The following is a 13,805-nucleotide window of genomic DNA, read 5'->3' on the forward strand; positions in this document are numbered from 1 at the left end:
AGAAGGGGCCCCGATCGAGGGCCCCTTTTTGTCGCTCGGAAGAAGTCGTGCTTACTGGTCCTCGGGCTTCAAGCCGTTGCGCCGCAGCACCGCGTCGACGATCACCGCGGCGACCAGCCCCACCGCGAAGACGACGAGCCAGATGTTCTCGGTGTTGCCCTCGTGGTTGCCCCAGAAGAACATCAGCGTGATCGCGGCCGAAATGATCGCCGCGCGTCGCGCCCGCTTCCGGTTGCCCGGCTTGAGCTGGTCGGGGGCATACACCGGTTCCTGATCGGCAGCCACGCCTGATCCTTCCTCGAAGGTCGATCTCGTCCGGGTTCAGTCTCGCACGACGGCTCCGCGCGCGGCCCACCAACCCGGACCCGGTACCTTCGATGCGGTCGGGTTCACGGATCGAGGGAGTAGAACGGTGCGGATCACAGGCACTGGACACGCGAGCATGCGGATCGACACCGCCGCGGGCAGCATTCTGTGCGATCCGTGGGTCAATCCCGCCTATTTCGGCTCATGGTTCCCGTTCCCCGACAATTCCCTGCTCGACTGGGAGACCTTGGGCGACGTCGACTACCTCTACGTGTCGCACCTGCACCGCGACCACTTCGACGCCGAGCACCTCAAGCACTTCATCAGCAAGAAGGCGACGGTGCTGCTGCCGGAGTATCCGACCAGCCAGCTCGAGGACGAGCTGCGCGAGCTGGGCTTCACCAGCTTCTTCAAGACCAAGTCGGACGAGGTGCACGAGCTCGACGGCGGCCTCAAGATCATGATCCAGGCGCTGATCAGCCCGACCGACGGCCCGATCGGCGACTCGTCGCTGTGGGTCGAGCACGACGGCGTCCGGATGCTCAATCAAAATGACGCCCGCCCGACCGACCTGACCCGGTTCAACGAGCTGGGCCACGTGCACGCCCACATGCTGCAGTTCTCCGGCGCGATCTGGTATCCGATGGTCTACGAGCTGCCCGACGCGGCCAAGACCGCCTTCGGCAAGCAGAAGCGCGACCGCCAGTTCGACCGCACGTGGCGCTACATCGACGACCTCAAGGCCGACCACGTCTTCCCGATCGCCGGCCCGCCGTGCTTCCTCGACGACTCGCTCTGGAAGTTCAACGACATCTTCGGTGACGAGGGCAACATCTTCCCCGACCAGTCGGTCTTCATCTCGGAGTACGCGAAGGTCGGCGGCACCAACGGCGTTGTCCTGCTGCCCGGCTCGGTTTCCGAATTGTCCGAGTCCTCGATCTCCACGACTCACCCGACCGACGTCGACGAGTTCTTCGCCAACAAGCAGGCCCACCTCGAGGAGATGCGCGAGCGCAAGGCCCCGGTCATCGCGGCCGAGAAGGCCTCCTGGCGCCACCCCGAGATCGACGTGCTCGGCGCCATGAAGAAGCGCATCGAACCCCTGCTCGAAGAGTCGATCTACATGGCCCAGGGCGTCGGCGGCCCGGTCCGCTTCGACCTGACCGACTCGTTCGGCCCCGACGGCAACGTCGTCGAGTCGATCGTCGTCGACTTCCCCGGCAAGCAGGTCCGCCCCTACGCCGACGAGAAGGTGCGCTACCGCTTCAAGACCGGCCGCGCCCTGATCGAGCACCTCATCCACATCGACGAGGGCGACTGGGTCAACTCGCTTTTCCTGAGCTGCCGCTTCTCCGCCGCCCGCATCGGGCAATACAACGAATACGTCTACGCGTTCTTCAAGTGCCTCTCCGAGGAGCGCCTGCAATACGCCGAGGGCTGGTACGACGAGCACGAGAAGGCCGTCGAGGCGGAAGACACGGTTCTGGGTGATTGGACCGTCCAGCGCCGCTGCCCGCATCTCAAGGCCGACCTGAGCCGCTTCGGCATTGTCGACGGCAACGTGCTGACCTGCCAGCTGCACGGCTGGAAATTCGACCTCCCCAGCGGCCGGTGCCTGACCAGCGTGGGGCATAAGATTCGGGCAGAAAAAACGGAAAAAGCATAAAGCGGCAAACTTCAAATGCCCATGTCCCAGCGGGGTGGTGGGTGGCCGTTGCTCCTGCCAATTCAAATGCAGATGTCCTCGCGGGGTGGTGGGTGGCCGTTGCTCCTGCCAAATCAAATGCAGATGTCCTCGCGGGGTGGTGGGTGGCCGTCGCTCCTGCCAAATCAAATGCAGATGTCCTCGCGGGGTGGTGGGTGGCCGTCGCTCCTGCCAAATCAAATGCAGATGTCCTCGCGGGGTGGTGGGTGCAGACCGTCGCTCCCGCGGGGACCGCGGCGGGGCGAGCAGGGCGCTGGCGCGCCCAAAACGCTCACCCCACCACGGCGACGTGAGTGAGTGGTTGCGCCCAACCCCAGAAGCGCCAGACCTCAAAGCGCAAACCGAAAGCGTCAAACCCCGAGCGCCAAGCCCCCAGCGCTAACCCAAGCGCAACTTCTCCAGCGCCAGCCCCCAGCGCTAACCCAAGCGCCAACTTTTCCAGCGCCAGCCCCCAGCGCCAACCCAAGCGCCAACTTTTCCAGCGCCAGCCCCCAGCGCCAGCCCCCAGCGCTAACCCAAGCGCCAACCCTCAGCGCCGACTCCCAAGCGCAATCCCGAGGGCGTTCCGACCCCGGAAGTATCCGACCCCGAAGGGCTTGGGGGTGGGGGTGCTGTCGTTGGGGCTCTAGTTGGGCTTGCCGCCAGCGGTGTCTGACGTTGCGGCGGGGCCGGTCGAGGTGGGAGTGCTGTCGGTGTGGCTCCAGGCGGGTTTGCCGCCGGCTGCATTGGACGTTACGTCGGGGCCGATCAGGAGGAAGTGGGCCTCGTCGCCGTCGACTCGGGGGCAGTGTTCGACGCCGCGGGGGATGACTAGTAGGTCGCCGGGGGAGAGGGGGACCTCGCCGTCGCGTAGTTGGATTGTCAGGTGGCCGGAGAGCAGGAGGAACGTCTCGTCCTGGTCGTCGTGGGAGTGCCAGTTCGTCGAGCGGGTGCCCTTGGCCACCTTGAACAGGTTGCCGTTGGCCCGGGTGAGCACCCGCTGGGACCAGAACTCCGTGAGGGTGGCCGCCTCGTCCGCTACCGCGTGTTTCGTGAGCATTGGTCGATCGTGAACCCGTGCGCGGGCCGGTGGCAGTGGTAGGAATGGCCAATGCCGCAAGGATCCTCACACCGGGTCGTGCTTGTCGTCGATGAGCAGTCCAATCCGTTCGAGGTCGGTTGTGCCTGTGAGATCTTCGGTGGTCCGCTGCGGCCCGAGATCGGCTTCCCGCTTTATGACCTGCGGGTGGTCGCCCCGCGCCGCTCGACGCCGATGCGGGACGCGTTGTTCAGCATCGGCGCGGTCGGGCGGCTCGACGAGATCGACCGGGCCGACACCGTGATCGTGCCCAACCGGCCCTATGTCGAGACGCCGTCCCGTCCGGTGCTGCTGGCCGCCCTGCGCCGAGCCCACCAGCGCGGGGCCCGCCTGGTCGGACTCTGCACGGGCGCGTTCACCCTGGCCGAGGCCGGGCTGCTCGACGGGCGCCGGGCGGCCGTCCACTGGAATCTGGCCGACGAGTTCCGGCAGCGCTTCCCCGCGGTGACGCTCGAACCCGACGTCCTGTTCGTCGACGACGGTGACGTGCTGACCTCGGCCGGCAGTGCCGCCGCGCTCGATCTCGGGCTGCACATCGTGCGGCTCGACCACGGCGCCGAGGTCGCCAACCACGTCAGCCGCCGGCTCGTCTTCGCCGCCTATCGCGACGGCGGCCAGCGCCAGTTCGTGGAGCGCCCGATGCCTCCGGCCGCCGGTCAGTCCCTGGCGCCCGCGCTGGCCTGGGCCCAGCAGCGCCTGGACGAGCCGATCACCGTCGCCGACCTGGCCCGCCGGGCCGGACTGAGCGCGGGCAGCCTGCACCGCCGCTTCCGGGCCGAGCTGGGCACCACCCCGTTGGCCTGGCTGACCGTCGAACGGGTCACCCTGGCCTGCCGCCTGATCGAGCTGGGCGACCATGGGCTGGAGACCGTGGCGCACCGCTCGGGCCTGGGCACCGGCGCCAACATGCGAGCCCTGTTCAAGCGGCATGTCGGCGTCAGCCCGGCGGACTACCGCCGCCGGTTCACCGGCTGATCGAGGCGGCCGGCCCGCAGCAACCCGGCTCAGGCGGACCGGCCCGCAGCGGACCGGCCGAAAGCGAGTCAGCCGATCGACAGGTCGCGGAGGATGCGCTTGGCGGCGTTGTGGCCGGCGGCGCCGATCACGCTGCCCGCGGGGTGGGCGCCCGCCGAACCCGCGTACAGGCCGTCGAGACCGGTGAAATAGGGCATGCGCTCGTCGAAGGCGACCGTGTTGTCGACGTGGTGGATGTGGCCGCCGGTGATGCCGAAGTGCTGCTCGATGCCGGGGGGCGTGAGCGGCATCATGTCGACGATCAGGTCGCGCGTGCCCGGCGCGTACCGCTCGCAGATGTCCAGCAGCCGGTCGACGTACGCGGGAAGCTCTTGATCCCACGACGAGCCCGCGGGCGTGTAGGGAACCGACTGCACGAACAGCGCCGACGAGTGGTGGCCCTCGGCGTCCTGCAGCGACGGGTCGACCGTGGTGTGCAGATACCACTCGATGGTCGGCTCCTCGGGCAGCCGGCCCGCCTGCACGTCGGCCCACATCGCGCGCAGGGCGGCCATGGGCGAGTCGGTGCCGGGCCGGCCGGCCAGACCGGCCGAACCGGGCAGCAGGTGGATCGTCGACCCGAACGGCGAGGCCGAGCCGGGCGGCAGACAGGTGAACTCGGGCAGGCCGCGCAGGGCCAGGTTGAGCTTGAGCGTGCTGCCGGGGCGTTGCACGGCGGCCATCCGGTCGGTCAGCTCGGCCGGCAGGCTCCCCGCGGGCACCAGGTCGATCAGCCGGTACGGGTCGCAGGAGCCGAGCACGACGCGGGCGCCGACCTGGTGGCCGTCGGCCAGCACGACCCCGCTCACGGCCCCGCCGTCGACAGTCACGGCCTGCACGGGGGCCTCGGTGAAGATCTGGCCCCCGGCCGCCCGGGCGGCGTCGGCGAACGTGCGGGTGACCGTGCCCATGCCGCCCTCGGCGATCATCCACGTGCCGTCCGAGCCGGGCAGGCGGCACATGTTGTGCACCAGGAAGTTGTGGCCGGTGCCGGGGTCGTCGGGGCCCGCGTTGAGGCCGGAGAGCCCGTCGGTCACGGCGTACATGCTCACCAGCAGTTCGCTCTTGAAGCCGAAGCGGGCCAGATAGTCGGCCACCGAGCCGCGGACGAGATCGATGAACGTGCTCTGCAGCTGCGGCCGGATGTAACGGTCGGCGGTCTGCTCGACGCTGCCCGGCTCCTGCAGCCAGGCCGGGGCGAGGTCGGCCCGCAGCGCGCCGATCTCGACCGCCAGCTGCTCGTCGGCGGCCGCGTCGCGCGGCGAGAAGAAGCGCTCGAGCTGCTCGCGGGTCGACGCGTGGTCGCGGCCGAACAGCAGGTAGGGCGAGCCGGCCGGGCCGGGCGTGGGCAGGAAGTAATGCGGGTCGCGGCGCAGCACGGGGATGTCGACGTCGAGCGTGCGCAGCAGCTCGGGCGGCATCAGGCCCAGCAGATAGGAGCCGGTGGAGTGGCCGAGGCCGGGCGCCTGGGGGAACGGGCGCTCGGTGCGGGCGGCTCCGCCGATCACGTCGGTGGCCTCGAGCACGACGACGTCGAGGCCGGCCCGGGCGAGCAGGATCGCGGAGACGAGGCCGTTGTGACCGGCGCCGATGATCACTACGTCGGACCGGGTGGGGAGGCCGGTGGCGGGGTGAGCGGTCATGACGCTTGAGCGTAGCGCCTGACTATGTGAACGATCGCCGTTCCTGGTAGGCGCTGGCGCTGCGGGTCGCCGCGTAACCGGCCAGCACGATCACGTGGAACAGGTAGAGCCACAGGCCCACGGCCACCATGCCGCCGATCTCGTCGAACCCGCCGAACGGTGCGCCCAGGTCGAGGGGGAACGAGCAGAAGAGCACAAAACCGTGCAGGAAGCCGGACAGGTTGGCCGCGAAGAACGACCCGACCAGCACCGTCGAGAGCCAGCGCGGACGATCCGGCGCCACGTAGCGGTAGACCCAGATCAGCACCGGGGTGAGCACCAGCCAGGCGGCCAGGAACGAGAGCACGACACCGAGCACCGAATACCAGCCGCCCCGCAGCCAGAGGCCGCTGGTCGAGGGCAGCGCGAGGAACATCGCCAGCGTCAGGGCCGGCGCCGCGGCCATCAACGGGAGCCAGGCCAGGCGGCCGCGCCAGCCGACCAGCGACTCGACGCCCGGTTCGTGGCTGCGCAGCGACACGAAGGCCCGGCGCAGGCCCTCGCCGTACAGGGTGGCGGGAAGCAGGCTGGCCAGCGCGAACAGGGGCGTCAGGTGCAGCCCGGCGTCGATCAGGGCGCTGAGGGCCTGAGGCGCCCCGATCTGGTCGGGCAGCGCCGCGATGGTGCGGCCGGTGAGCCTGCGCACCCGATCGGCGCCCGCGATCAAGCCGGTGATCCAGACTGCGAGCAGGGCGATCGGCACCACCGCGATCCCGCCGTAGAACGTGACCGCCGCCGCGTGCAGGGCGAGATCACGCCCCCGCAGCGGCCGGAACGGCATCCCTGCCACATGCGCCGTCCGGCGGACCCACCCCGTCATGGCGATCTTCATACCCAGTTGCCCGCGACCCGACGCGAGAGTGTCGTACCGGTCCGGGAAGATGGGCGGCATGCGCGACCTCGTACTGCTCGGCTCGACCGGGTCCATCGGCACCCAGGCCATCGACATCGTGCGGCGTAACCCCGACAAGTTCCGGGTCGTGGCGCTCGGCGCGGGTGGCGGAAACGTCGAGCTGCTGGCCGCCCAGGCCCTCGAGCTGGGCGTCGAGGTGGTGGGCGTGGCCCGCGCCACGGTGGTGCAGGATCTGCAGCTCGCCTTCTACGCCGAGGCGCAGCGCCGCGGCTGGGCCACCGGCGACTTCAAGCTGCCCAAGATCGTGGCCGGGCCCGACGCGATGACCGAGCTCGCCCGCGTGCCGTGCGACGTGGTGCTCAACGGCGTGGTCGGCAGCCTCGGCCTCGCCCCGACGCTGGCCGCCCTCGAGTCGGGCCGCATCCTCGCCCTGGCCAACAAGGAGTCGCTGGTCGCCGGGGGCCCGCTCGTGCGGCGCATCGCCAAGCAGGGCCAGATCGTGCCGGTCGACTCCGAGCACTCGGCGCTGGCCCAGTGCCTGCGCGGCGGCACGGCGGCCGAGGTGCGCCGGCTCGTGCTGACCGCCAGCGGGGGCGCCTTCCGGGGCCGCCGCCGCGAGGAGCTGGCGAACGTCACCGTCGACGACGCGCTCAAGCACCCGACGTGGGACATGGGCCCGGTCGTGACCATCAACACGGCCACGATGGTGAACAAGGGGCTCGAGGTGATCGAGGCGCACGAGTTGTTCGACGTGCCCTACGACGACATCGAAGTGATGGTGCACCCGCAGTCTTATCTGCACTCGATGGTCGAGTTCGCCGACGGCTCGACGCTGGCCCAGGCCAGCCCGCCCGACATGCGGCTGCCGATCGCGCTTGCGCTGGCCTGGCCCGAGCGGGTGCCGGGGGCCGCCGCGGGCGTCGACTGGCGTGAGGCGCACAACTGGGAGCTGCGCCCGCTCGACGACGAGGCGTTCCCGGCGGTGAGCCTGGCCAAGCAGGCCGGCCGCGAGGGCCACTGCCGCCCGGCGATCTACAACGCCGCGAACGAGGAGTGTGTGGCCGCGTTCGTCGCCGGTCGGCTACCTTTTCTGGGCATCGTCGACACACTGGAACGGGTGCTCGCGGCGGCTCCTCGATTTGCCGAGCCGAGTACCGTCGAGGAGGTGCTCGCGGCCGAGTCCTGGGCGCGCACCCAGGCACAGCAGATGATCGCTACTGCGGCAGAAGGAGCTTGATGCTGTACTGGCTGGGGGTGGCCGCCTTCGCGCTGGCCATCCTGATCTCTGTGAGCCTGCATGAGCTCGGCCACATGCTCACCGCCAAGGGCTTCGGCATGAAGGTGTCGCGCTACTTCGTCGGGTTCGGGCCCACCCTGTTCTCGTTCCAGCGGGGCGAGACGGAATACGGGCTCAAGGCGATCCCGCTCGGCGGCTTCTGCAAGATCGTCGGCATGACGCCGCAGGACGACGACGTCGCCCCGGAGGACCAGCCCCGCGCGATGTGGCGGTTCCCGGTCTGGAAGCGCACGATCGTCATGTCGGCCGGCTCGATCACGCATTTCCTGCTGGCCGCCGTGGCCGCGTATTTCGCCGCGATCTCGCTCGGCCTGCCCAACACGGCCTACCCGCAGACCGACGCCGACACCCTGGCCCAGAAGCCGGTCATCACGATCACCGAGTGCACGTGGGTCAACCTGCCGACCACCCAGCAGGATTGTGTGCCGGGGCAGAACGGCGCGATCGCGGGCCCGGCGTTCGCGGCCGGCCTGCGCGACGGTGACCTGATCACCCGGGTCGGCGAGACCCCGATCACTACGTACGGGCAGTTGACCGAGGCGATCCGGGCGCTGCCGGCCGGCCCGGTGCCGGTGGAGTATCAGCGCGCCGGCGCCACCGCCACGGCGAATGTCGACCTGGTGGCCGCCCAGCGCGCGCCGATCACCGACTCCGAGGGCGCGACGACTACGGTCTCGGTGGCCGGCGTCGGGTGGGACCAGCGCAGCGTGCCCACCATGATCGAATACAGCGTGGCCGACGGGTTCGGGGCGACCGCCGACTACGGCTGGTTCCTCTTCAAAAACACGTTCGAGGCCATGAAGCGGATCCCCGACAAGATCCCCGCCCTGTGGAATTCGATCACCGGCGCCGAGCGTGACCCCGAGACCCCGATCAGCGTGGTCGGCGCGAGCCGGCTCGGTGGCGAGGCCCTCGAGAACGGCGTGCCCGAGCTCTTCCTCAACATCTTCATCTCGCTCAACGTCTTCATCGGCATCTTCAACCTGCTGCCGCTGCTCCCGTTGGACGGTGGTCACATCGCGATCGCCTGGTACGAGAGAGTGCGGTCGTGGCTCTACGCTCGATTCCGTAAGCCCGACCCGGGCCGTGTCGACTACTACAAGCTGATGCCTGTCACCTACGCAGTCATCCTGATTGGCGGTGCGTTCACCCTGCTGACCGTTACCGCCGACATCATCAACCCGATCACGATCTTCAAATAGGTGATGTGAAGTGACAGCGATCAGTCTCGGAATGCCGGCCGTACCCCCGCCGCCGCTCGCGCCCCGCCGCCAGAGCCGGCAGATCATGGTGGGCAGCGTGCCGGTCGGTGGCGGCGCCCCGGTCAGCGTGCAGTCGATGACGACCACGCTGACCGCCGACGTCAACAAGACGCTGCAGCAGATCGCCGAACTCACCGCGGCGGGCTGTCAGATCGTGCGCGTCGCCGTCCCCTCGCAGGACGACGTCGAGGCGCTGCCCGCGATCGCCAAGAAGTCGCAGCTCCCGGTGATCGCCGACATCCACTTCCAGCCGAAGTACGTGTTCGCGGCGATCGACGCCGGCTGCGCGGCCGTCCGGGTCAACCCGGGCAACATCCGCCAGTTCGACGACAAGGTCAAGGAGATCGCGAAGGCGGCCTCCGACGCCGGCATCCCGATCCGCATCGGTGTCAACGCGGGCTCGCTCGACAAGCGGCTGCTGCAGAAGTACGGCAAGGCCACCGCCGAGGCGCTGGTCGAGTCGGCGCTGTGGGAATGCTCGCTGTTCGAGGAGCACGGCTTCCGCGACATCAAGATCTCGGTCAAGCACAACGACCCGGTCGTCATGATCCGGGCGTACCGCCAGCTGGCCGAGCAGTGCGACTATCCGCTGCACCTCGGCGTGACCGAGGCCGGCCCGGCGTTCCAGGGCACGATCAAGAGCTCGGTCGCCTTCGGCGCGCTGCTGGCCGAGGGCATCGGCGACACGATCCGGGTGTCGCTCTCGGCCCCGCCGGTCGAAGAGATCAAGGTCGGTCAGCAGATCCTGGAGTCGCTGGGCCTGCGCGAACGCGGTCTCGAGATCGTGTCGTGCCCGTCCTGCGGCCGGGCCCAGGTCGACGTCTACACGCTGGCCGAGCAGGTCACGGCCGGGCTCGAGGGGCTGCCGGTGCCGCTGCGGGTGGCAGTCATGGGCTGCGTCGTGAACGGTCCCGGCGAGGCCCGCGAGGCCGACCTGGGCGTGGCGTCCGGCAACGGCAAGGGTCAGATCTTCGTCAAGGGCCAGGTCATCAAGACGGTCCCCGAGTCGATCATCGTCGAGACCCTGATCGAGGAGGCCCTCCGCCTGGCCGACGAGATGGGCGCCGACCTCCCGGAGGAGCTGCGCGACCTGCTTCCTGGGCCGCAGGTCACGGTGCACTGACGCAACAGCTATTCGAGGCCCCGCCGTCCCGACGGCGGGGCTTTTCGCGTCCAGACCCGCAGCGCGACTGGCATGCCCCGCCCCCGCATGATCCGCCGTCCTGCCCGCGCCGCCGGTAGCTGGCGGCGGCCCGGTGTTGCACTCAGCCCGTCCGAAGAAGCGGGACCTGGTTATGTGCGGTTGTCGGGCGGCCGGAACTCGTACGGGAAAGCGGTTGATCTGTTAAAAGAGCACCGTCGCGAAAGACCCGGCCGAGACGAAGCCGCAGCGGGCGTAGACGCGGCGGGCGGCAGTGTTGTAGTCGTTCACGTAGAGGCTGACCGTGGGTGACACACGTCTCAAAGCGTCGCGAACCACCGTGGCCATGGCCGGGGCAGCCACCCCACGCCCGCGGAACTCCGGATCGACCCAGACACCCTGCACCTGGGTCGTGCGGTTGGTCACGATGGCCAGCTCGGCCTTGAAGATCACGCGGTCGCCGACGAACCGGGCGTAGGCACGCTTGCTCTTGACCAGCTCGACGATGCGCCGGCGATAACCGCGGCCGCCGTCGTCGAGCAGGGGGGAGACGCCGACCTCCTCCGTATACATCGCCACGGCGGCCGGGAAGAGCGCGTCGACCTCGTTGGGGCGGACCAGGCGCACCTCGGGGTCGGCGGGGATGATCGGGTCGCGGTCGGCCACCAGCAGCGGCTGGTTGGGCCGCACGTCGCGGGCGCGGCCCCAGTGACCGCCGAGCCTGTCCCAAAGGTCGAGCACGGCGTCGGAGCGGCCGATGATCGACGAGCAGATGCGCGGCTCGGCCCCCAGCATCTCGGCGAACGCGGCGGTGGCGGCGGGCGTCGTGCACACCGGCACGAGGTGGGCGCCCGACCAGATCATCGACTCGACGCGGCGGCCGGGACCGTAGCCGAAGATCCGGCCGTCGGAACGCCACCAGTTGAGCCCGTGCGCCGCCACCCGCTCGGCGATCTGAGCGCCGGCGTAGGGGTCGCGATCGAGGACCTTCTCGACCTGCGCGCGCTCGGACTCACCGAGCTGGCGAATGGGGACCGTCAGCACAGCTATCACATTGCCAGATCAGGGGCCGCCCACACCCATCGCAACCCGGTCCGCGCAAAGAAACCCTTGCCGCCGACACGTTGCCGATATATCGTCTAACTATCGACAACAGATCGGAGATAGTCATGAGGCACCAACACCCTGGCCCGCACGGCTTCCGTCACCGCGGTTTCACCTTCCCGCCCGGCTTCCCGTTCGGCGGCCCCGGCGATTTCGGTCCCGGCGGTCCGTGGGGCGGCCCCGGCCAACGCGGCGGCCGTCGCGGCGGGCGAGGCGGGCGGCCCAACGTCCGCACCGCCGTCCTGGCGCTGCTCCTCGAGCGGCCCATGCACGGCTACGAGATGATTCAGGAGCTCGACTCCCGCACCAGCGGCATCTGGCGGCCCAGCCCCGGCTCGGTCTACCCGACGCTGCAGCTGCTGGAGGACGAGGGCCTGATCGAGCCCGAGGCCGACGGCAGCCGCAAGAGCTACCGGCTGACCGAGGCCGGCCGGGCCGAGGCCACGACCGCCGCGGAGAATCCGCCGTGGGCCGGCATCGGCGACGACACGATGTCCCAGGTGCAGGATTTCCGCGACGCCGCGGTGGGCATCATGGGCGCGCTCAAGCAGGTCGGTTTCAACGGCACGCCCGAGCAGCGCCAGCGCGCCCTCGAGATCCTCAACGAGACGAAGCGCAAGCTTTACGCGATCCTCGCCGATGAGTGATCGGTTCTGGGAAAGCGCACCCCGATTGTGGGTGCGCTTTCCGCGTTTGTGGCGGCTTCCTTTCCCGTACGAGGAAGCCCAGGCCACAAACGCAACGCCGGGTCAACGCCGCCGCGGCAACGCTGGGTGCGACACCAGGCCGCACCCGGCCTCCGGCCCGGACGGTGGCTGACGACGGGACGCCCAGGGGGCCGATCCCCACTTCGGGATCGGCCCCCTGGGCGTCCGGGGGATGTCGCGGCGCTTCGCCGGGCCACGCTTCGTTCTTCGCGGCGCTTCGTCGCGCCGCTTGATACTTCGCGGCACTTCGCCGGCCGCGCTTCGTTCTTCGCGGTGCTTCGTTGGCCGCTCATTGCTTTGCGGTGCTTCGTTGGCCGCGCTTTATGCTGCACGGTGCCTTGTTGGCCGTTTCATGTTGCGCGGTGCTTTGTTGGCCGCTTCATGCTGCGCGGCGCTTTGTTGGCCGCTGGTGTTCGGTGGGGGATTGGGGCCGGGGTCAGCGGGGGAGTGCGAAGGCCAGCGGCACCGAGGCGGGCTCGGCCTGCCAGGTGCCGAAGAGGACCGCGCCCGGGTGGGAGACCGCGCGGTCCAGGATGCGGGGGATCGTCAGGGTCAGCTTGTCGGTCTCGATCACCGTGGGGTTACCCGGGTCGACGTGCGTGATCGCCGTGACCGCGCGGGCCTCGGCGAACTCGCTGATCAGGCTGGTGGTGATCGTCATGCTGGGCTGGCGCGGCTCGAGGTGGCCGTCGACCTCCATGAACTCCTGGGCCTGGCCGCTCCCGGTGAGCAGGGCCTGCGCCAGCGCCTCGGCGTAGACGACATCGCCCGTGCCGTCGTAGACCCAGCGGCGGCCCAGCACCGAATGCTCGGTCGTGCCGACCAGCCACTCGCCGGCGTCCTCGAGCTCGGCCGCCCGATAGGTCAGCGGAACCTGATAGGTCGGCCCGTCGCCCGCCTTGACCAGCATGGTCTCGATGCCGACCTCGCCCTCCGGGTCGTCGAACCGGTAGGACGCCACCCGCTCGACCGTGGCGCCCTCCGCACCCTGATACCACGAGCGGCTCGGGAGCCACGCAGCCAGCAATTCAACCTTGGTGGGACTCAAAGTCGCCTTGTGGATCAATGCCATGCGCCGCATCGTAGTTTCCCCATGCGCCCCACGGGCACCGGCAATCAGCCGGACTGTCCCGCGTTCCGTGCGGTGTGCGCGAATAGCCGCAGGTCAGCGGCCCGGGCCGGTCGGCGTGACCACCAGTCAACCAAGTCAACCCAGTCAACCCAGTCAACCCAGTCAACCCAGTCAACCCAGTCAACCCAGTCAACCCAGTCAACCCAGTCAACCCAGTCAACCCAGTCAACCCAGTCAACCCAGTCAACCCAGTCTGCGCGGACGCCCCGACCGGCGCCGTTCACGCGGGCCTGAGTTCCCCCCGTTTCGACGGAGCGGTGGTTACCTGCTTCCGGTCGGGGCAGGGGTGAGGTTATCTGGCTCGGTTTGGGCGTGCCAGGCCGCCTCGTATTCGTCGGGGCTGAGGTAGCCAAGCTCGCGTTGGATGCGGCGGGTGTTGTACCAGCCGTCGATGTACTCGAAGATCGCGTTCTCGGCCTCGTCACGGTTCCGCCACGACGTTCGGTAGACCAGTTCGATCTTCAAGGTCGACCAGAAGTTCTCCATCAGCGCGTTGTCGTAGGAGTCGCCGACCGAGCCCATCG

At 69.3% G+C, this 13,805-nt stretch carries 13 protein-coding genes; 6 read left to right on the forward strand and 7 right to left on the reverse strand.

The features are described from left to right. Positions 1-51 precede the first annotated feature (51 nt). The gene (locus tag JKJ07_RS48050; protein WP_203078600.1) at positions 52-285 is read right to left on the reverse strand and encodes a DUF2631 domain-containing protein; all 234 of its coding nucleotides are present in this window, start codon (positions 283-285) and stop codon (positions 52-54) included. Positions 286-412: 127 nt separating this feature from the next. Between JKJ07_RS48050 and JKJ07_RS48055 the strand changes: the two genes are divergently transcribed. Beyond that, positions 413-1,972 carry a Rieske 2Fe-2S domain-containing protein gene (locus JKJ07_RS48055; protein ID WP_203078601.1) on the forward strand — a complete coding sequence of 520 codons (1,560 nt, stop codon included), beginning with the start codon at positions 413-415 and terminating at the stop codon, positions 1,970-1,972. A gap of 664 nt (positions 1,973-2,636) precedes the next feature. Here JKJ07_RS48055 and JKJ07_RS48060 read toward each other — a convergent pair. Then, positions 2,637-3,050 (reverse strand): cupin domain-containing protein, encoded by a 414-nt coding sequence (locus tag JKJ07_RS48060; protein ID WP_203078602.1) that lies wholly within the window; start codon positions 3,048-3,050, stop codon positions 2,637-2,639. Between the two features lie 78 nt (positions 3,051-3,128). Between JKJ07_RS48060 and JKJ07_RS48065 the strand changes: the two genes are divergently transcribed. Beyond that, positions 3,129-4,064: a GlxA family transcriptional regulator gene (locus tag JKJ07_RS48065; protein ID WP_307834827.1), complete on the forward strand. Its 936-nt coding sequence runs from the start codon at positions 3,129-3,131 to the stop codon at positions 4,062-4,064. A 68-nt stretch (positions 4,065-4,132) separates the two neighbouring features. On the opposite strand, the gene JKJ07_RS48070 is transcribed toward JKJ07_RS48065, so the two are convergent. Continuing rightward, positions 4,133-5,746, reverse strand: coding sequence for a phytoene desaturase family protein (locus JKJ07_RS48070; protein WP_203078604.1), 1,614 nt, complete (start codon positions 5,744-5,746; stop codon positions 4,133-4,135). Positions 5,747-5,768: 22 nt separating this feature from the next. After that, entirely contained in the window at positions 5,769-6,605 is an 837-nt protein-coding gene (locus tag JKJ07_RS48075) for a YhjD/YihY/BrkB family envelope integrity protein (protein WP_203078605.1), read from the reverse strand. 61 nt (positions 6,606-6,666) lie between these two features. Between JKJ07_RS48075 and dxr the strand changes: the two genes are divergently transcribed. The 3 genes from dxr to ispG are packed head-to-tail and all read left to right on the forward strand — an operon-like array spanning position 6,667 to position 10,320. Continuing rightward, positions 6,667-7,875 (forward strand): 1-deoxy-D-xylulose-5-phosphate reductoisomerase, encoded by a 1,209-nt coding sequence (dxr, locus tag JKJ07_RS48080; protein WP_203078613.1) that lies wholly within the window; start codon positions 6,667-6,669, stop codon positions 7,873-7,875. After that, positions 7,875-9,137 carry a M50 family metallopeptidase gene (locus JKJ07_RS48085; RefSeq protein ID WP_203078606.1) on the forward strand — a complete coding sequence of 421 codons (1,263 nt, stop codon included), beginning with the start codon at positions 7,875-7,877 and terminating at the stop codon, positions 9,135-9,137. Before dxr ends, JKJ07_RS48085 begins: the two co-directional genes overlap by 1 nt. A gap of 10 nt (positions 9,138-9,147) precedes the next feature. Further along, positions 9,148-10,320 (forward strand): flavodoxin-dependent (E)-4-hydroxy-3-methylbut-2-enyl-diphosphate synthase, encoded by a 1,173-nt coding sequence (ispG, locus tag JKJ07_RS48090; protein ID WP_203078607.1) that lies wholly within the window; start codon positions 9,148-9,150, stop codon positions 10,318-10,320. A gap of 222 nt (positions 10,321-10,542) precedes the next feature. Here the strand turns inward: ispG and JKJ07_RS48095 are convergent, their stop codons facing one another. Continuing rightward, positions 10,543-11,382, reverse strand: coding sequence for a GNAT family N-acetyltransferase (locus JKJ07_RS48095; RefSeq protein ID WP_203078608.1), 840 nt, complete (start codon positions 11,380-11,382; stop codon positions 10,543-10,545). A 125-nt stretch (positions 11,383-11,507) separates the two neighbouring features. Here JKJ07_RS48095 and JKJ07_RS48100 point away from each other — a divergent pair, with 125 nt between their 5' ends. Continuing rightward, entirely contained in the window at positions 11,508-12,089 is a 582-nt protein-coding gene (locus JKJ07_RS48100) for a PadR family transcriptional regulator (protein WP_203078609.1), read from the forward strand. A 496-nt stretch (positions 12,090-12,585) separates the two neighbouring features. Here the strand turns inward: JKJ07_RS48100 and JKJ07_RS48105 are convergent, their stop codons facing one another. Beyond that, positions 12,586-13,221 carry a CG0192-related protein gene (locus JKJ07_RS48105; protein ID WP_203078610.1) on the reverse strand — a complete coding sequence of 212 codons (636 nt, stop codon included), beginning with the start codon at positions 13,219-13,221 and terminating at the stop codon, positions 12,586-12,588. A gap of 321 nt (positions 13,222-13,542) precedes the next feature. Continuing rightward, the coding region (locus JKJ07_RS48115) for an IS3 family transposase (RefSeq protein WP_203078611.1) at positions 13,543-13,805 on the reverse strand (263 nt) is incomplete at its 5' end.

This window comes from Paractinoplanes lichenicola (genome assembly GCF_016785085.1).
GTDB lineage: Bacteria > Actinomycetota > Actinomycetes > Mycobacteriales > Micromonosporaceae > Actinoplanes > Actinoplanes lichenicola.